Source organism: Amycolatopsis sp. NPDC114504 (assembly GCF_055633595.1).
Window position 1 is genome coordinate 768,700 of record NZ_JBVKDU010000004.1, and the last position, 17,656, is coordinate 786,355.

The 17,656-nt window shown below is 71.5% G+C and carries 19 protein-coding genes and 1 pseudogene; 9 read left to right on the forward strand and 11 right to left on the reverse strand.

From position 1 onward, the window contains the following. Positions 1–80 precede the first annotated feature (80 nt). The 4 genes from ACZ7PG_RS33085 to ACZ7PG_RS33100 are packed head-to-tail and all read right to left on the reverse strand — an operon-like array spanning position 81 to position 5,714. Positions 81–1,334 carry an ABC transporter substrate-binding protein gene (locus ACZ7PG_RS33085; protein WP_470243065.1) on the reverse strand — a complete coding sequence of 418 codons (1,254 nt, stop codon included), beginning with the start codon at positions 1,332–1,334 and terminating at the stop codon, positions 81–83. Next, positions 1,331–3,958: an alpha-L-rhamnosidase gene (locus ACZ7PG_RS33090; protein ID WP_470243066.1), complete on the reverse strand. Its 2,628-nt coding sequence runs from the start codon at positions 3,956–3,958 to the stop codon at positions 1,331–1,333. The genes ACZ7PG_RS33085 and ACZ7PG_RS33090 overlap by 4 nt, the downstream gene beginning before the upstream one ends. Next, positions 3,955–4,776 (reverse strand): carbohydrate ABC transporter permease, encoded by an 822-nt coding sequence (locus tag ACZ7PG_RS33095; RefSeq protein WP_470243067.1) that lies wholly within the window; start codon positions 4,774–4,776, stop codon positions 3,955–3,957. The genes ACZ7PG_RS33090 and ACZ7PG_RS33095 overlap by 4 nt, the downstream gene beginning before the upstream one ends. Further along, positions 4,773–5,714 carry a carbohydrate ABC transporter permease gene (locus tag ACZ7PG_RS33100; RefSeq protein ID WP_470243068.1) on the reverse strand — a complete coding sequence of 314 codons (942 nt, stop codon included), beginning with the start codon at positions 5,712–5,714 and terminating at the stop codon, positions 4,773–4,775. Before ACZ7PG_RS33100 ends, ACZ7PG_RS33095 begins: the two co-directional genes overlap by 4 nt. A 171-nt stretch (positions 5,715–5,885) precedes the next feature. Here ACZ7PG_RS33100 and ACZ7PG_RS33105 point away from each other — a divergent pair, with 171 nt between their 5' ends. Beyond that, entirely contained in the window at positions 5,886–6,914 is a 1,029-nt protein-coding gene (locus ACZ7PG_RS33105; protein ID WP_470243069.1) for a LacI family DNA-binding transcriptional regulator, read from the forward strand. Positions 6,915–6,925: 11 nt separating this feature from the next. Here the strand turns inward: ACZ7PG_RS33105 and ACZ7PG_RS33110 are convergent, their stop codons facing one another. Both ACZ7PG_RS33110 and ACZ7PG_RS33115 read right to left on the reverse strand, forming a co-directional pair. Continuing rightward, the gene (locus tag ACZ7PG_RS33110; protein ID WP_470243070.1) at positions 6,926–7,405 is read right to left on the reverse strand and encodes a hypothetical protein; all 480 of its coding nucleotides are present in this window, start codon (positions 7,403–7,405) and stop codon (positions 6,926–6,928) included. Beyond that, on the reverse strand, positions 7,402–7,704 hold the full coding sequence (locus ACZ7PG_RS33115; RefSeq protein ID WP_470243071.1) for a hypothetical protein: 303 nt from the start codon (positions 7,702–7,704) through the stop codon (positions 7,402–7,404). Before ACZ7PG_RS33115 ends, ACZ7PG_RS33110 begins: the two co-directional genes overlap by 4 nt. Between ACZ7PG_RS33115 and ACZ7PG_RS33120 the strand changes: the two genes are divergently transcribed. Beyond that, positions 7,703–7,978 carry a hypothetical protein gene (locus ACZ7PG_RS33120; RefSeq protein WP_470243072.1) on the forward strand — a complete coding sequence of 92 codons (276 nt, stop codon included), beginning with the start codon at positions 7,703–7,705 and terminating at the stop codon, positions 7,976–7,978. The two genes, ACZ7PG_RS33115 and ACZ7PG_RS33120, sit on opposite strands and share 2 nt — an antisense overlap. Positions 7,979–8,294: 316 nt before the next feature. Next, positions 8,295–9,173: a fumarylacetoacetate hydrolase family protein gene (locus tag ACZ7PG_RS33125; RefSeq protein WP_470243073.1), complete on the forward strand. Its 879-nt coding sequence runs from the start codon at positions 8,295–8,297 to the stop codon at positions 9,171–9,173. On the opposite strand, the gene ACZ7PG_RS33130 is transcribed toward ACZ7PG_RS33125, so the two are convergent. Genes ACZ7PG_RS33130 through ACZ7PG_RS33145 form a run of 4 tightly spaced genes read right to left on the reverse strand, consistent with a single transcriptional unit; the run spans position 9,170 to position 11,968 of the window. After that, positions 9,170–9,913, reverse strand: a complete 744-nt coding sequence (locus ACZ7PG_RS33130) for a PIG-L deacetylase family protein (RefSeq protein WP_470243074.1) — start codon at positions 9,911–9,913, stop codon at positions 9,170–9,172. The two genes, ACZ7PG_RS33125 and ACZ7PG_RS33130, sit on opposite strands and share 4 nt — an antisense overlap. A gap of 35 nt (positions 9,914–9,948) precedes the next feature. Continuing rightward, positions 9,949–10,938 carry a MerR family transcriptional regulator gene (locus ACZ7PG_RS33135; RefSeq protein WP_470243075.1) on the reverse strand — a complete coding sequence of 330 codons (990 nt, stop codon included), beginning with the start codon at positions 10,936–10,938 and terminating at the stop codon, positions 9,949–9,951. After that, positions 10,932–11,579 carry a HEAT repeat domain-containing protein gene (locus ACZ7PG_RS33140; RefSeq protein WP_470243076.1) on the reverse strand — a complete coding sequence of 216 codons (648 nt, stop codon included), beginning with the start codon at positions 11,577–11,579 and terminating at the stop codon, positions 10,932–10,934. Before ACZ7PG_RS33140 ends, ACZ7PG_RS33135 begins: the two co-directional genes overlap by 7 nt. A gap of 47 nt (positions 11,580–11,626) precedes the next feature. After that, entirely contained in the window at positions 11,627–11,968 is a 342-nt protein-coding gene (locus ACZ7PG_RS33145) for a CBU_0592 family membrane protein (protein ID WP_470243077.1), read from the reverse strand. 72 nt (positions 11,969–12,040) lie between these two features. On the opposite strand from ACZ7PG_RS33145, the gene ACZ7PG_RS33150 reads away from it, so the two are divergent. Continuing rightward, the gene (locus ACZ7PG_RS33150; RefSeq protein WP_470243078.1) at positions 12,041–12,982 is read left to right on the forward strand and encodes a LysR family transcriptional regulator; all 942 of its coding nucleotides are present in this window, start codon (positions 12,041–12,043) and stop codon (positions 12,980–12,982) included. 37 nt (positions 12,983–13,019) lie between these two features. Here ACZ7PG_RS33150 and ACZ7PG_RS33155 read toward each other — a convergent pair. Then, positions 13,020–13,460: pseudogene (locus ACZ7PG_RS33155) on the reverse strand (potassium channel family protein); the annotation flags it as partial. Between the two features lie 65 nt (positions 13,461–13,525). Here ACZ7PG_RS33155 and ACZ7PG_RS33160 point away from each other — a divergent pair. The 5 genes from ACZ7PG_RS33160 to ACZ7PG_RS33180 all read left to right on the forward strand — a co-directional run bounded on the left by ACZ7PG_RS33160 (position 13,526) and on the right by ACZ7PG_RS33180 (position 17,619). Further along, complete coding sequence (locus ACZ7PG_RS33160; protein WP_470243079.1) at positions 13,526–15,034, forward strand: nucleobase:cation symporter-2 family protein; 1,509 nt, start codon at positions 13,526–13,528, stop codon at positions 15,032–15,034. Between the two features lie 93 nt (positions 15,035–15,127). Next, positions 15,128–15,502: a YciI family protein gene (locus ACZ7PG_RS33165; RefSeq protein ID WP_470243080.1), complete on the forward strand. Its 375-nt coding sequence runs from the start codon at positions 15,128–15,130 to the stop codon at positions 15,500–15,502. Continuing rightward, positions 15,499–16,725 (forward strand): RNA polymerase sigma factor, encoded by a 1,227-nt coding sequence (locus tag ACZ7PG_RS33170; RefSeq protein WP_470243081.1) that lies wholly within the window; start codon positions 15,499–15,501, stop codon positions 16,723–16,725. The genes ACZ7PG_RS33165 and ACZ7PG_RS33170 overlap by 4 nt, the downstream gene beginning before the upstream one ends. After that, on the forward strand, positions 16,722–17,051 hold the full coding sequence (locus ACZ7PG_RS33175) for a hypothetical protein (protein WP_470243082.1): 330 nt from the start codon (positions 16,722–16,724) through the stop codon (positions 17,049–17,051). Before ACZ7PG_RS33170 ends, ACZ7PG_RS33175 begins: the two co-directional genes overlap by 4 nt. After that, positions 17,038–17,619, forward strand: coding sequence for a carboxymuconolactone decarboxylase family protein (locus tag ACZ7PG_RS33180; protein ID WP_470243083.1), 582 nt, complete (start codon positions 17,038–17,040; stop codon positions 17,617–17,619). The genes ACZ7PG_RS33175 and ACZ7PG_RS33180 overlap by 14 nt, the downstream gene beginning before the upstream one ends. Positions 17,620–17,656 lie beyond the last annotated feature (37 nt).

A 17,656-nucleotide genomic window follows, 5' to 3' on the forward strand; every position in this document is an offset into this window, starting at 1 on the left:
CGTCCGCGCCGACGGTCGAGTTGATGTTCCCGCAGCAGGTGGTCACGCTCGACGCCGGACGCGGCGCAGTGGTCCCGGCGTCAGGCGCCAGACCTGTAGTCGGCGTCCATCGACGCCAGCACCTTGTCCGGGGTGGACTGCTTGCTGAACACCTCCTGGATGCCCGTCAGCATCGTCTGCTGCACCTTCGGGTTCGGCCACAGCTGGTCCATGAACGGGACCGTCTTGCCCTGGTTGATGTACGTCGACAGCTCGGTCAGCGACGCGTCGAGCTTGAACCCGGTGTCCGGCAGCGCCGGCAGCCCGCCCTGCTTCTCCGCGAACAGGTTCATCCCCTGCGGGGACATCACGAAGCTGATGAACTTCATCGCCAGCTCGGGATTCTTCGCCTTCGCGTTGACGCCGTAGCCCGCGCCGGCCGCCGCCGGGATGATCGTCTGGGCCGGGTCGTCGGTGGCCGGGACCGGCTTGAGGGTGAACGTGCCCGCCGGGTTCTGCTTCTTCAGCAGCGAGATCACCCAGTTTCCCTGGATGATGCCCAGCGTCTTGCCCGTCGCGGCCAGTTTCTGGCTCGCTTCGTAGCTCGTGCCGAGCGGGTTCTCCTGGAAGCAGCCCGCCTGGTCCATCTCGCCGTACTTGGCGAACGCGGCCGCCCACGGCGAGCTCGCGAACGACGTCTGGCCCGCCGCCATCTTCTTCTCGAAGTCGCGGTCCGGGCCGTAGACCAGGGTGGCGGCCAGCGGGTACAACGCCACCTGGGTGACCCAGTTGTCCTGGATGCCCAGCGCGAACGCGGGCGTGCCCTTGTCCTTCGCCGCGCGGCAGAACGCGAGCAGCTCGGTCCACGTCGCCGGCGCCGTGAGGCCGGCCTTGGTCATCGCCTCCTGGTTGTAGACCGCGCCGATGCCGTTGATCCCGTAGATCGCGTTGTACGTCTTGCCGCCGTACTGCGCGACGTCGCTGACCACCTTGGGGAACTTCGCGACCCACGGCTGGTCCGAGAGATCCTTCAGGTAGCCGCCCTTGGCCAGGACGGTGACCGTGCCGGGGTTGCCGCTGCCCGGCCACACCGACATCACGTCGGGCGCGGTCCCGGACGCCAGCTGGGTGCGGATCTGCTGCTGGAACTGGTCCGCGCCACTCGTCGTGAAGTTCACCTTCACCCCCGGGTTGGCGGCTTCGAACGCCTTGACGACGTCCTCGACCGAGCCCTGGTCGACCGAGGCGAGCGACAGCGTCTGCGTGCCGCCGGTGCTCGCGGCGTTCGTGCCTCCACTGCAGGCGACCAGCGCGGCGCCGGTCGTCACGGCCAGCAGGACGTGGCGGATCTTCATGGCAGCTCCTTCGAGAAGGTGGCGGTGACAACGTGGTGGCCCGAGGTCAGCCGGAGCGTGGTGCCGCTCCGGCCCCCGGTCTCGCTCGCGATGCTCGCCGGGTCCGTGGTGGGGACTTCCAGGACGGCGGTCGTCCCCGGCGGGACGACGGCGGTGACGGTGATCCGGTCGCCGTCGAGGGCCCACCCGCAGGCGACGCGGCCGCGTGCGGTTTCCTGCTCGGCCCGGGCCCAGGTGAGCGTGCCACCGGGCAGGGGACGCAGCAGGAGTTCGGAGTAGGCGACCGACGACGGGGGCTGGTCGATGCCGGCGACGCGGCCGAAGAGCCAGTCGCCGACGCTGCCGAGGCTGTAGTGGTTGAACGAGTTCATCGCCGCGGACTGGAACCCGCCGTGCTCGGTCCAGCCGTCCCAGCGTTCCCAGATCGTGGTGGCGCCCTGGCGGATCGAGTAGCCCCACGACGGGAACTCCTCCTGCTGCAGCAACGCGTACGCCAGGTCGTCGCGGCCGTGGTCGGCGAGCACCGGGCAGAGCAGCGCGACCCCGACGAACCCGGTCGTGAGCCGGTTGCCGCGCTTCTCGACGTCGGCCGCGAGGTGGTCCACCGCGGCCCGCACCAGATCGTCCGGGACCAACCCGAACGCCAGCGCCAGCAAGTACGCGGTCTGGGTCCCGCCCTCGACCGTGCCGTCTTCGTCCACATAGGACTCGATGAACGCGGCGCGGATCGACGCGTGGAGAGCCCGGTGCCCGGCCGCGACGTCCGGGCGGCCCAGCACCTCGGCGGCGTCGGCCACGATCTCGGCGCTGCGGGCGAAGTAGGCCGTCGAGAGGACGTCCCGGGGGGTGGTGACGTCGATCTGCAGCCAGTCGCCGTAGGAGTTGCCGGTGCGGTGCCGCCACCGCAGGTCCGGGTTGTGGCGGTGGATGTGGGCGACCCAGGCGACCATCGCGTCGAAGCTCCGCTCGAGCACGCGCCGGTCGCCGTAGGTGCGCCACAGGTGCCACGGGACGATCACGCCGGCGTCGCCCCAGGCCGGGGCGGCCTCGCGGGGCATCGCGATGCGCGGGGCGACGTCGCCGAACGCGCCGTCGGCGTCCTGGCCGTCGACGACGTCGGCCAGCCAGCGGGCGAAGAACGCGCCGACGTCGGCGTTGCGGCTGGCGGTCGGGGCGAAGATCTGGGCGTCGCCGAGCCAGCCGAGGCGTTCGTCGCGCTGCGGGCAGTCGGTCGGGACCGCGACGAAGTTGCCGCGCTGGCCCCAGCGGATGTTGGCCTGCAGCTGGGTGACCAGCGGATCGGAGCACTCGAACGTGCCGGTCCACGGCGTGTCGTTGTGCAGCACCCGCGCCACGACGTCCTCCGCGGCGAGGGCGTGTCCGGTGACTTCCAGGTACCGGAAGCCGTGCAGCGTGAACCGCGGCTCGAACACCTCGACCGGTTCGCCGCCACTGGTGTAGCTGTCGGTGGCCGTGGCGCGCCGCAGGTTCGTCACGTACAGCTCGCCGTCGTCGAGGATCTCGGCGTGCCGCAGGACGATCCGTCGGCCGGGGGGTGCGTCGCGGACGGTGAGCCGCACCCGGCCGACCAGGTTCTGTCCGAAGTCGACGATGAACCGCCCGGGTTCCCTTTCCACCACGGAAATCGGCGGCACCTCGCGCGTGACGCGGATCGGCGCGTCGGGTTCGGCCACCAGCGGTCCCGGCTCGGTACCGAGCACCGCCACCGGCCGGCCGGGTCCGTCCACACCGGACGCGTCGACGTGCTCCCCCATCAGCAAGTCGGCGAAGCGGACGGCGCCGGGACGCTCGGTCCAGCCGGCGTCGGTGGCGACCACCTGGCGGGAGCCGTCGGCGAAGTCCACGACGAGCTGCGCGAAGAACTCCGGGTGCTCGCCGTAGTGGCGCGCGGGCCGACGCTCGTCGAACCCGACGAACCCGGACCACCAGCCGTCGGCGACGACCGCGCCGAGTGTGTTGCCGCCGGTCCGCAGCGACGAGGTGACGTCGTAGGTCTGGTACTGCAGCCGGTGGTGGTACTCGGTCCACCCCGGCGCCAGCTCGACGTCGCCGACGCGCACGCCGTTCAGCGACGCCTCGTAGACGCCGTGCGCGGTGGCGTACAAGCGTGCGCGCACCGGCTCCCGCGTCAGCTCGAACTCCCGGCGCAGGTTCAGCGGCGGCTCGCCGCGAGGCTGGTCGTGGTCGGTCGGCGGGTCGAACACGGGCTGGGCGTGGGCGTCGCGGCCGATCCACGCGGCCGTCCAGTCGTCGCGGTGCAGCAGCCCGGTCTCGAACCAGCTCTCCCCGGTGCCCGCCGCGGTACCCGTCTCGTCCCACAGCTCGACGCGCCAGTGGTAGCGGGTGGCCGAGCGCAGGACCGGCCCGGCCCAGGGCACGAGCACACCGTCGCCGGACTCGCGGCGGCCGCTGTCCCACACCAGCCGCGCGGGGTCGTCGAGGTCGGCCGCGCGTTCGGCGGCGGTGATCCGGTAGGCGCTCTGCGCGGCGCCGTGGCGATCACTCGCCAGCCGCCACGACAGCCGTGGCCGGGGTTCGCCGAGGCCGAGGGGTTCGTGGCGCTGTTCGGCCTGAAGTGCGTACGGCGTCAGGGTGTCGGTCATCCTTTGAGCCCTCCGGCGAAACCGTTGATGATGCTGCGTTGCAAGGCGAAGTAGACGACCAGGATCGGCACGATGCTGATCACCAGCGCGGCGAAGATCAGGTTCCAGTCGGACACGTACTGGCCGACGAACCCGGCGATGGCGACCGGCAACGTCTGTTGCGCGCCGCCGCTGAGGTACAGCAGCGGGGTGAAGAAGTCGTTCCACACCGCGACCGCGTTGAGCACCAGCGCGGTCACGGTCACCGGCTTGAGCATCGGCAGCACGACGTACCGGAAGCCCTGCAACGTCGTGCAGCCGTCGATCAGCGCGGCGTCCTCGAACTCGCGCGGGACCGCGCGCAGGAACCCGACGTACAGGAACGTCGTGAACGGCACCTGCAGCCCGGAGTAGAAGAGGATCAGCGCCCACGGCGTCCCGAGCAGGCCGAGGTCGCGCATCGTCTGGTACAGCGGCAAAGCGGCCAGCTGGAACGGCAGCACCAGGCCGAGCATGATCAGCAGGAACGTCCACCGCGACCACCGGGCGGCGACCCGGGCCAGCGGGTAGGCCGCGAGCGCCGAGACGGCCAGGATGACCGCCACGGACCCCACGGTGACCAGGACGCTGTTGGCCAGCGCACCATCGAGCGCGCCCTGCTGCCAGGCTTGCGTGAAGTTGTCGAAGGTCGGCGAGGTCGTCGGCGCGATCGGCGACGAGGTGTCCGACGGCTGCCGGATGGCGAGGTTGACCAGCACGTACACCGGGAACGCGAAGACCAGCCCGACGGCGATCATCACCAGTTCCAGGGTCAGCGTGCGGCCGCGGTAGCGGTTCACGACACGGCCTTCTCGGCTCGCGACAGCCCGAGGTACTGCCCGGTCGAGGCCACCGACACGACGAGGGTCAGCACCACGGCGAGGGCGATGCTGTAACCGAACTCCCCCAACGTGAAGGCGTCCTTGTAGATCAACGTCGAGAGCGTGTCGGTCGCGTGGCCCGGACCGCCGCCGGTCAGCGCGTACACCTGGTCGAACAGCTTGATCCCGCCGATGATCGACAGCATCAGGTTGATCGTGAACGCCGGCGCGAGCAGCGGCCGCGTCACCGACCAGAACCGGCGGATGGCTCCGGCGCCGTCGATCGCCGCGGCTTCGTGGACCTCCCGCGGGATCGACTGCAGCCCGGCGAGGAAGATGACCATCGAGTAGCCGGCGAACTGCCACACGATCACGCCCACGACCGACCACAGCGCGATGTCCGGGTCGCCGAGCCAGTCCTGCCGCCACGAGCCGAGGCCGACGGCGTCGAGCAGGCTGTTCACCGCGCCGTCCGGGCCGAGGATGTTGCGCCACAGGTAGGCGGACACGATCGGCGTGACCACGGCCGGGGCGAACAGGAGTACCCGCAACACGTTGCGGGACTTGATGATGCTGTTGACGCCGAGCGCGAGCAGCAGGCCGACGCCGTTCTGGATCACCGTGATGGCCACCGCGATCACCAGCGTGTGCCCGACCGCCTGGGTGGCCGCGGGATCGTCGAGCATGGCGGCGAAGTTGCCGAACCCGACCCAGGAGAAGTCCGGGGACAGGCCGTCCCAGTCGGTGAAGGCGTAGTAGACGCCGCGCGCGCTGGGGACGAGCACCACGAACGCGAAGAGCAGCAGGGCCGGCACGGTGAACCACCACGGGGCACCCCGCCGGCTCACCGCGCCGCGACGACGGCTCGGCGTGGCCGTGACGACGTCCGGGTGCGGTTCCTTGATGGCGACAGTCATTGGCGCCCACCTTGTTTGAACGTTTCAACATTGCGGCCAGGCCGCTTGACCTGGTTCGAGACGCTTTGGGTAACGTTGCCCACTGAAGGGTGCGGACGACTTTAAGAGTCCGGCGAGGGCGCGTCAAGACACCTGGTGCCGAGCTTGCGTCCGACAGGTAACGTTTCCCATATGGACCGAGCGGAGCAGCAACGACGGGTGACGATCGTCGACGTCGCGCGCCACGCGGGCGTGTCGACGACCGCGGTGTCGAAGGTGCTTCGCAACGCCTACGGCGCGAGCCCCGCGATGCGCGCGAAGGTGCAGCAGGCGATCGAGGAGCTGGGTTACCGGCCGTACGCGGCGGCCCGCGGGCTGCGTGGCCAGACCTACACCATCGGCGTCATGCTGCCGGACATCCGGAACCCGTTCTTCCCGGACATCCTCGACGGCCTCACCGACACGCTGCGCGACACCGACTACCACGTCCTGCTCGGGCCCAGCTGCGACAACGAGACCGACGAAGGCAAGCTGACCGACGCGATGGTCGACCGCGGCATGGACGGCCTCGTGCTCATCGCGCCGGTGATGTCGCAGGCGCGTCTCGAGCGGCTCGCCAAGACCGTCCCGACGGTCGTGGTGGGCCGCCACTCCCGGTCGGCGCACTACGACACGGTGACCGACGACGACACGACCGGCGCCGAGCTCGTCGTCGGCCACCTCGCCGACCTCGGCCACCGCCGCATCGCGCACATCGAACACCACGAGACCGAACCCGCCCGCCTGGCCGAAATGCCCAACGCGGTCCGCGCCGACGGCTACCGGAAAGCCATGCGGGACCGGGGATTGCCGGTCGACATCGTGTCCACAAGCTACACCCAGGAAGGCGGTTACCTGGGAACGCAGCAGATCCTCGCCCGGCAAGAACATCCGACCGCCATCTTCGCCGGCGCCGACATCGTCGCGATGGGCGCGCTGACGGCGCTCAGCGAAGCGGGCCTGTCAGTGCCGGCCGACATCTCCCTGGCCGGCTACGACAACACCAGTTTCGCCGCCCTCGGCCCGATTTCGCTGACGAGCGTCGACCAGGCGGGCCACCACATCGGCACGGCCGCCGCCCGGCTCCTGCTGGAGCGCATCGCCGACCGGACCCGCCCGGCGGCCCAGATCAAGCTGTCACCGAAACTGGTCCCCCGCCGCACGACCGCTCCCCCACGCTGAACCCGGCACTTTCAGTCGCGACCGGCGGCTTCCGGGTACACCCAGTGCTGATCGTCGTCGCCGAGCCCGAACAGGCGCCAGCTTTCGATCCACGGCCCGGAGCAGTCCGGGAAGATCTCGAGCCGGATCGCATCCCCATCGTTGGCGGCCTCGACGACCAGCAGACCGCCGGGACCGAATTCGGTGCCGGTCACCCGGAAGTCCCCCTCCGCGAACCGTGCCGTCAGGAATTCCGCCTGCGCGTCGTACTTCGTGGAGCCGTTCTCGAACGCCTCGTCGCGATCGGTGCCGCGATCACGCGGCCAGTTCAGGTCCCGCGAACCGAGCAGGATCACCTCGCCGTGCACGACGCGGAACGGGCACTGCGCGTGGATCGTGTGGTCTACCCCGTCGTCGGGCCGGAACACCACGACCACCATGTTCACGATCCGCCTGATCTCGATCAGGCGCATGCCTTCCAGCGCCTTGACCGCTCCCGCCATCGAGGTCATTCACCACATCCGAACATGCGCAGTCCTTCTCGCAGGATTTCCTGGTACCGGCCGCCCAGATCGTGGATGTTCCCGTGCCAGGCCCGCCGGTCCGCGTTGGTGAGCGTCTTCCCCGTGAGCTGTCGCACCCGCCGGACGATCTCGTTCCAAGCGCCGTCCACTTCTTTCTGCTGGTACTCCCGGCTCTTCGACGTCGTCCTGCCGTCGTCGTCGTAGTTGTCGCCCTTGTCCCAGTCGCGCAGGATCGAGTCGTCGAGACCGCCACCACCGCTGGTCGCAGCGTACAACGTGCCGCCCATGAGGACGGCGGCTCCCGTGGTGGCCAGGGCGGCGACGCCGACCGCCACTTCCGAGCCGACCGCAGCCACCCCGACGCCCGCCGCGACGATCGCGCCGCACGGTTCGAGGATCGCACAGCCGACGCCGCCGATGATCGCGCCGCCGATCGCGAGCCCCCACCCGAGGCTGTCCCAGAAGCTGAGGCCGGTCCGGTTGGAACCGATCTGGTCGTGGACGAACCAGGAGCTCGCCGCGGCGCCGATCTGCTCGATCGGCAGCCGCCCGGGACCGTAGAGGTAGCTGGTGGTCCCGTCGGTCAGGATGTTCGGCGTGCCGCCGTTGTCCCAGACGAACGTCGACGTGACCCATCAGCGCTCCAAAAAGGACATTCCCGTTTCGGCCACCTCGGCAAGCCGGCTCCGCACCGTCTCCACGACCGAGCGCACCGCCGGTGGCGAATTGCGGCCCGCCCGCTTGCGGCCCGCGGCCGTACGACCGGACCACCGTCACCGGCTTCCGGCAATACCCGGCACTCGTTGACCACCCCGCTCCGCACTCCGTAGGTTCGACACCGAGCGCGGGTCGGGGTCATTGAACGAGGAGGTCCGGGATGAGCCACCTGGTGCGGTTCGCCGACGGAGCCGGCGACGTCCGAGTCGGCCTGCTCACCGATGAGCAGCTGCGGCCGCTCGCGGTGGCGTCGATGGGTGACCTGCTGCGCCGGTCGGTGGCCGAGATCCGCGAGCTGGCCGAGGCCGCCGGAGAGCCCGTGCCCTCGGCCGGGACGCGTCTGCTGCCGCCGTTGGACGGGCGGATGGAGGTGTGGGCCGCCGGGGTGACCTACCTGCGGTCCGAGGAGGCGCGCCGCGAGGAGAGCGCCGACGAGGACGTCTACGCGCGGGTGTACCGCGCGAAGCGGCCCGAGCTGTTCTTCAAGTCGGCCGCCTGGCGCGTGGTCACCGACGGCGAGCCGATCGCCATCCGCGCCGACTCCGCGAACGACGTGCCGGAGCCGGAGCTCGGCCTGGTGCTGACCGGGACCGGGGAGATCGCCGGGTACGTCGTGGTCGACGACGTCAGCTCACGCAGCATCGAAGGCGAGAACCCGTTGTACCTCCCGCAGGCCAAGATCTACACCGGTTCGTGCGCGGTGTCGGCCCGGGTGCGACCGGCGTGGGAGGTGCCGGACCCGCTGGCGCTCGGCCTCCGCATGCGCATCCTGCGCGACGGTCAGGAGGTGTTCGCCGGCGAAGCCAGTACCGCGCAGCTGAACCGCGAACCGGCCGAACTGGTCGAATACCTGTGGCGGGACAACGACTTCCCCGACGGCGCCGTCCTTTCGACGGGCACGTCCGTCGTGCCCGGGCTCGATCAAGGACTGCGGCCGGGCGACGTGGTCGAGATCGAGATCGGCGAGGTCGGCTCGCTGCGCTCCCCCGTGGTGCTCGGCGCGGACGAGGTGCGCCGGGCACTCGCCACCCGACGCTAGACCTCCGGTCGTGCCTGCAGGTCGTAGGCACGGAACAGGACCGCGTGCTCGACCCCCATGGCCTGGCCGCCCATCGCGGCGATCTGCGGGATGAAGTCCGCCGGGGCCGGGTGGTCCGGCAACGCGGCCAGGTACGCGCCGTGCGCCTCGAGCGAGGCGACGCCGCGGCGCAGCGGCTCACCGGTGACGTCGACGCCGTGGGTCGCGTCGGTCATGCCGGAGGTGAGGTACCAGCGCGCGGAGTGCGGTTCGAGGTGTTCGTCCTCGACCTGCTCGGGGAAGACCCACCGGTTGCCCGCGTCGCGGATCGCGTCCAGGGTCGCGAGCCCGGCCGCGCGGTGGTCGGCCTGGTCGAAGCCGTACGGCGTTTCGACGGCGAACCCGGTGCCGAACACGGCGTCGGGCTTGAAGCGGCGGATCTCCCGGCAGATGTCCCGGCGCAGGTCCAGGCCGTAGACGAGCACCCCGTCCGGGTGGTCCAGGATCGTCAGCTGCTCGACGCCGACGGCGTCACAGGCGGCGCGCTGCTCGGCGGCGCGCAGGCGAGCCGTCTCCTCCGGCGGGTTCGGCATGCCGGCCTCGCCGCGGGTGAGCAGCAGGTAGCCGACCTCGATGCCGCGCGCCGTCCAGCGGGCGACCGCCGCGGACGTGCCGTACTCCATGTCGTCCGGGTGCGCGACGACGCAGAGCACGCGGCGGAAGGACTCCTCGGGAAGCGCAGGCAACGTCATGCCGGCCATCTTGCCGCGTCCGCCGTCTCCCGGCCGTCTACCGGTCAGTGCTCCTTCGCCGACAGGGCGGCGGCGAGACGGGCGACGGCCTGGTCGTCGTCGTGCGCCAGCTGCCGCAGGACGTCGTGCGTGAGGGACGCCGGCAGCTCCGCCAGCGCCTGGACCAGGCGGATCCGCACCGCGGAATCGGCCGCCGGCTCGCCGGTCAGCGCGCTCATGACCTGGTCCGCGCAGCCGTGGTCGGTCGCCAGCGTGCTCAGGACCTCGGCCGCCTCGACGTCGTTCGCTCCCTCGACCACCATGGCGACGAGGACCGGCACCGCCACGCTCGCACCTCGGCTGCCCGCGGCCAGCGCGGCGGGCCGGCGCACCGCCGGGTCCGGGTCGCCGACCGCGCCCAGGAGCTCCGCGGTCGCCTCGTCGCCGGACAGCTCGGCCAGCGCGAGGACCGCCCGCCGCCGGACGCCCGCGTCGGCCGAGCGCAGACCGGCCGCCACGCCGGCCACGGCGTCGCTCCCGGCCCGCGCGAGCGCCCAGCGAAGCGCGCCGGCGACGTTCGGATCGGACTCGGCGAGGACCGCCTTGGCCAGCACGTCGGCGGGCACCGATCCGTCTTCGGCCGGGGCGAGGGCCGCCTGCTGCCGGCGCGCGGCGTGCGGGGACTCCAGCCCGTGCAGCAGCTCGACGACGCGCAGGACGTCCGGCCAGCCGTCGGGCGCCGAGGCGTCGATCGCCCGGAGCCGCTCGAGCAGCTCCTGCTCGCGCTCGAGCCGGTCCTCCGTCCGCCGGATGAGGTCGCCGACCAGGGCGGCCGGCGCGAGGTCCGCGTCCGCCAGCGCGCTGCCGATCTGCCGCAGCGACAACCCCAGCGACCGCAGGCCTTCCACGTGGAAGATCCGGCGGATGTCCGCCTCGGTGTATTCGCGGTAGCCCCCGACGGTCCGGCCGGTCGGGCGCACCAGCCCGAGGGAGTCGTAGTGCCGCAGCATCCGCGCACTCACCCCGGACCGGCGGGCCACCTCACCGATCAGCACGCCGCGCCCCCGGCCCGCTCCGGACCGAGCGCGACGACCCGCTTCGCCTCTTCGACGGCCAGGTCGAACCCGGCGTCCGGGTCACGCAGGAGCCGTTCGGTGGCACGGGCGTGCGCGCGCACCACCGGGTCGGCGTCGGTCAGCGCCGTCCGCACCGCCGGCTCGGCGACGTCCCCGAGCGCGACGAGCGCGCGGCTGAGACTCAGCCGCGTGTCCCGGTCACCGCGGCCGAGCCGGGCGGCCAGCCGGACCGCCAGCTCCGCGCGGTCACCGTCGGGCACGAGGACGACGGCGGCCCGCCACGCGCTGCGCTTGACGTCGTCGTCGGCGTCGTCGAGCAGCGCCGGCGTGATCGCCGGCCACGCGGTCCGGTCGCCGATCTTCGACAGCGTGTGCAGCGCCTGGCTCCTGGCCTGCGCGTGCTCCGAACGCAGCTCGGCCAGGAGCCGGGGAACAGTGACCGCCGCCGGCAGCCGGGTCAGGGCCCAGGTGAGCATGTCGCGCACGAAGAAGTCGGGCTCGACCGCGCACCGGCCGACGAGCGCGTCGACGAGCCCGGGGTCGGCGTGCGTGCCGGCCGCGAGAGCGGCTTCCAAGCGGGTCGACGGGTCGGCGGCGGCCAGGTGTGGGTACGCGTTCATCGAGATCACCTCCGGCCGCCAGTGAAGACCTTGTCACGGTGTCAAGGTCAAGGGGCGGTGGGCTCGGGGCCCGGCGCGGCGCACACCAGCTGCTGGTCACCGGCACGACGGGGGCGCAGGCGCCGGCGGACCGCGTCCAGGACGCCGCGGGCGCTGACCAGCGCCATGACGCTGATCAGGACCCACACGAAGTTCGCCGCGACGGCGGGCCACGCGCCGTTGGCGGCGGCCGAAACACCCAGCAGGGCGGCACCCGACAGGTTGAGCGTCTGGAACAGGGCCGAGTCCGGCTCGATCACGCGGCGCGAAACCAGGCCGTACGCCGCCGCGGTACCCAGTGCGCCCACCCACCCGGCCGCGGTGGCGGCCAGGGACATCATTTCCTCCATGCCGCCATCGTGACTGCCGTCGGGGGTGCAGCGCAATCGAAGTTATCTGCTCCGGGGGTTAAGCTCCGCTGAATGCAGATCGATCCACGCCGGCTCGCCGTCCTGCTGGCCGTGCACCGCGCCGGTGGCGTGCTCGCCGCCGGCGACCTCTTGCACCTGACGCCGTCGGCGGTGTCCCAGCAGATCGCCCGCCTCGAGGAGGCGATCGGCGTGGCGGTGCTGGACCGCCAGCCCACCGGCGCCGTCCTGACCCCCGCCGGGCGGGTGCTCGCCGAAGCCGCCGAACACATCGAATCCGAGCTGATCGACGCGCGCAAAGCCCTTGCGGCGCTTCAGGAAGACGTCACCGGCACGGTCGTCATCGCCGCCTTCCAGTCGGTCATCCGGACGCTGCTGATCCCGCTCCTGCACCAGCTGCGCGAGCAGTTCCCCGCGCTGGAGGTGGTGATCCGCGAAATGGAAACCCGGAAGGCACTGCAGTCCCTGCGGTCGGGGGCGGTCGACCTGCTCCTCCTCGAAGCGGAAAGCCCGGCGAGCCAAGGGAAACCGGCGCGCGGCACCCGTGACGTGCCGGTGCTGGAAGAGCCCTGGCTGGTCGTCCTGCCCACCGGGACGGCGGACCCGGTGAGCACGGCCGACCTGGAACACCACACCTGGCTCGGCGTCGATTCCGAGACCGCGGCCCACGCGGCCACCGAACGCACCCGCGGCGGGCTTCCGTCCGCACCGGCGCCCGGGCACAGCTACTACGACTACAACGTGGCGCTGTCGATGGTCGCGGGCGGCCTGGGCATCGCCATCGTGCCCGCGCTCGCGGTGCGCGAAGCCGTGCCGGACGGGGTGAAGGCCGTGTCCCTGCCCGGCCTCGGGACCCGCACCCTCATCGCCCGCCACCGCACCACCCGCTCCGAACCGCGCAAGGAGGTCGTGACCGTCCTCGACGCGATCGTCACCCTCGCCGCCGGTCTCGACGTGGCGATGCCGTGGACGGTGGAGTCGCCCCACCCGGGCTGACGGCGATCCCCTCCGCGCGCGTAGGGCCGGCTGCGGCACGGTCACCCGGCCACCCGGTCACCCGCGTCGCGTCGCGGGGCAGCGAAAGTTCGCTCACCGGCTTGCCGGCCAGCGGGGTCTCCGCCGGCAGCGTCAGCTCGACGAGGTTCGCGTTGCTCTGGCGGAACGTCATCAGCCGCACCAGGTCGCCGACGCTGACCGCCTCCTCGACCATCGCCGCGAGCATCCGCGGGGTCGACACCGCGACGTCGACGCCCCAGGCGTCGGTGAACAGCCACTCGTTGGCCGGGTTGTTCACCCGCGCCACCACGCGCCGCACCGCGAACTCCGTCTTGGCCAGCAGGGAGACGACCAGGTTCGCCTTGTCGTCGCCGGTGGCGGCGATCACGACGTCGCACTGCTCGATCCCGGACTCCTCCAGGATCGACACCTCGCACGCATCGCCCAGCACCCAGTCGGCCTGCTCGACAGTCTGCGGCCCAGGTGTTGCTTATTCTGCCATGTGGAAGTTAACCTCCGCAGAACGGAACTTCGGGAGGTTCGATGGCGAAGGATGACGCGGTGAGCAAGCCCGAGGACGAACGGCTCGGGATCGGCAAGAGCTTCGCCTACGGCGTCCAGCACGTCTTGACGATGTACGGCGGGATCATCGCGCCGCCGTTGATCATCGGCAGCGCCGCGGGCGTGTCGCCCGGCGAAATCGGGCTGCTCGTCGCGTCGTGCCTGTTCATCGGCGGGCTGGCGACGATCCTGCAGTCCTACGGCGTGCCCTTCTTCGGCTCCCGGCTGCCGCTGGTGCAGGGCACCTCGTTCGCCGGCGTGGCGACGATGACCGCGATCGTCGCCGACGGCGGGCTCCCCGCGGTGTTCGGTTCGGTGATCGCGTCCGCGGTGCTCGGCCTGCTCATCACTCCGCTGTTCTCCCGGCTGGTGAAGTACTTCCCGCCGGTCGTGACCGGGACGGTGATCACGGTGATCGGGCTCAGCCTGATGCCGGTCGCGGCCCACTGGGCGATGGGCAACGACACCAAGGCACCGGACTCCGGGTCGGTGTCCAACATCGGGCTGGCCGCGCTGACGCTGGTGATCGTGCTGCTGCTGAGCAAGGTCGCCATTCCGGCGGTTTCCCGGCTCTCGATCCTGCTGTCGATCGTGGTGGGCACCGCGCTGGCCGCCGTGCTCGGCAAAGCCGACTTCTCGCAGGTGGGGAACGGCCCGATCTTCGCGGTGCCGACGCCGTTCGGCTTCGGCGCGCCGACCTTCGACGTCGCCGCGATCGTGTCGATGTTCATCGTCATCCTGGTGACCCTCACCGAAACCACGGCCGACATCCTCGCCGTGGGGGAAATCGTCGGCACGCCGGTCGGCAAGCGCCGGATCGGCGACGGCCTGCGCGCCGACATGGCGTCCTCGGCGATCGCGCCGATCTTCAACGGCTTCATCCAGAGCGCGTTCGCCCAGAACGTCGGCCTCGTCGCGATCACCGGGGTCCGGAGCCGGTTCGTGGTGACCGCCGGCGGCGGGGTCCTGGTGGTCCTCGGCATGCTCCCGGTCCTGGGCCGGGTGGTCGCCGCCATCCCGTACCCGGTCCTGGGCGGCGCCGGTCTCGTGCTGTTCGGCACGGTCGCGGCGTCCGGCATCAAGACACTGTCCAAGGTGGACTACAACGGCAACCTCAACCTGGTGATCGTCGCGGCTTCCGTCGGCCTGGGCATGGTCCCGATCGCGGTGCCGGACTTCTACGACCGGTTCCCGTCGTGGGTCGGCACGATCTTCCACTCGGGGATCAGCTCCGCCGCGCTCCTGGCCGTCGTGCTGAACCTGGTGTTCAACCACCTGAAACCGGGCAAGGCGGGCACCGAGCCGTCGGTGTTCGCGACGGCGACCCGGGTGATCGACTACTCCGACCTGAAGGCTCTTTCCCGGCTCGAAAACGGCGACAAGGTCGTCGACGGCAAGATCGTCGACGCGCAGGGCCGGCCGGTCCCGGTGCGGGACGCGGACGGGCAGCCGGTGGCCTACCGGATCGGCTCCGAGCCGGAGGCGCACTGACGCGACGCCGGCAATCTCCGGAAGTACTGTCGAGATGCGGCCGTTCCGTTCGTCATCCTCTGGGACGCACCCGAGCAGTGAGCTGGAGGACACGTGCACTACATGCTGCTGATCTACAACTGCGACCGTCCGGAGCCCGGTGACCCGGCCTTCCCCGACGCGTTGGCCCGGGTCAACGCCTTCGCCGACGAATGCCGCCGGCGAGGCGCGTTCGTCGCCGGCCACCCGCTGCAGGGCGAGCACACGGCGACGACCGTCAGCGTCCGCGACGGCAAGACGCTGATCACCGACGGCCCGTTCCCCGAGACCCACGAGCACCTCGGCGGCGCCTACATCCTCGACTGCCGCGGCCTCGACGAAGCCCTCGAGCTGGCCGCGCTCTGCCCGATGGCCGCGGACGGCACGATCGAGGTCCGGCCGATCGCCGGCGTCCCGGACCTCGACCACCGCGCGTCGACGGGCGTATGACGGCCGCGCCCGTCCTGTCGGAGGCCTACCGCGAGCACCGCGCGAAGATGCTCGCCGCCCTGGTCCGCGTACTGGGCGATTTCGAGCTCGCCGAAGACGCGCTGCAGGACGCGTGCGCGCTCGCGTTGCGCACCTGGGACGACCGGCCACCCGACGACCCGGTGGCCTGGCTGCTGACCGCGGCCCGCAACACCGCGATCGACCGGCTCCGGCGGGCCCGGAACGGCCGGGACAAGCTGGCCCAGCTCGCCGGGCGGCCGGAGGTGACCGTGAACCTCGGCGAAGAACGCCTGCTCGGCGTCGGCGACGAGCGGCTCAGCCTCATCTTCACCTGCTGCCATCCGGCCTTGGCCGAGGAGGCGCGGGTCGCCCTCACGCTGCAGGCCGTGGCCGGACTGACGGCCGGGCAGATCGCCCGGACGTTCCTGATCGCGGAGCCGGCGCTGGCCCAGCGGCTCGTCCGTGCCAAGCGCAAGATCCGCGACGCGGGCATCAGCCTCGACGTCCCCGCCGACCACCTCCTGCCCGAGCGGCTCGACGGCGTCCTCGCGGTGATCTACCTGATCTTCACCCGCGGCTACACCGCCAGCGGCGACCGGCCGGAGTACGGCGAGCTGCAGCGGGAGGCGATCCGCCTCGCCAAGCTCGTCGCCACCCTCATGCCCGACGAGCCGGAAGCTCTCGCCCTGGTCGCGCTGCTGCTGGTCCACCATTCGCGCTCGGCCGCCCGGTACGCGTCGACCGGCGACCTGGTCCTGCTCGAAGACCAGGACCGGTCCCGCTGGGACGGCGCCGAAATCGCCGAAGCCGTCGGGCTGCTGGACCGAGCCCTGCGGTGGGCGACATCCGGGCCGTACCTGCTGCAGGCGACCATCGCGGTCCTGCACGCCCAGGCGCGGACGGCCGAGGAGACGAACTGGCCCGCAATCGCCGCGGTGTATGAGCAGCTGCTCGGGTTGACGCCTTCGCCGGTGGTGGCGCTCAACCACGCCGTGGCGGTCGCCATGGCCACCACTCCGGGCGAGGGATTGGCCCTGATCGACCGGATCGAGGGCCTGGAGGGTTACCACCTGCTGCACGCCGCCCGCGCCGACCTCCTGCGCCGTCTGGGCCACGCGGCCGACGCGATCACGGCGTACCGGCGTGCTCACGATCTCGCCACCAACCCCGCCGACCAGCGCTTCCTCGCCGGTCGGATCCACGCACTGGAAGGACCCCGATGAGCGACGACTCGCACCGCCACCGCGCGGAAACGGTGCGCCAGGCGATGGCCGGGCACACCGGAATCACCGAAAGTGCCCTGCGGACGGCGGTAGCGGCCCGAGCGGCAGGCGGGCCGCCCGTCGCCGAACCGTACGACGACCTGGCCCGGCGGATCGGTGAGGCCTCCTACCGGGTGACCGATGCCGACGTCGACGCCGTCCGGGAGGCGACCGGCAGCGACAAGGCGGCGTTCGAGATCGTCATGTCCGCCTGTATCGGGGCAGGCCTCGCACGGTGGGACGCCGCCGCCCGGGTGATCGCGGAGGCGACCGATGCGCCTGCCTGAAGTCGAACGCGGTGACGGTCTCCGCACCAGGCTGCTGATCCGGGTCATCACCTTGGCCCTGCGCGCACGCCTCCCGGACGCGGCCCGGGTTGCCTTCTACCACAAGGGTTTCGTCGGCACCGCGCTCGGCGCGTGGACGCAGGCCGCGATGCGTGGGCCGAGCGAATGGTCCGTCGCGGAGCGGGAGCTGATGGCCGCGATGGTCGCGAAGTGGAACTCGTGTCCCTTCTGCGTCGGGGCTCACAGGGCCATCGCCGTGCGCGGCATGGACCAGGCGGTGGCGGACGCCGCGCTCGCCGACTACCACACCGCACCGATCTCGGATCCCTTGCGCGCCACGCTCGCCGTCCTGGAGACCATGACTTCGCGCCCCGGCGAGCTGGAGGGCGGGCAAGTCCGAGCGGCGCTGGCCGCCGGGGTCACCCGGCGGCAACTCGACGACGCGGCCGCGGTCGCGGCCTTGTTCAACATCGTCACCCGCTACGCCAACGCGCTGGGCTTCGCCATCCCGACCGGCGCCGAGTTCGACAAGGCCGCGGGCATGCTGCTCAAGCGCGGCTACGCCTGAGCGAGGGCGGCTGGACCACCGGCGGGGCGTCGGCGAT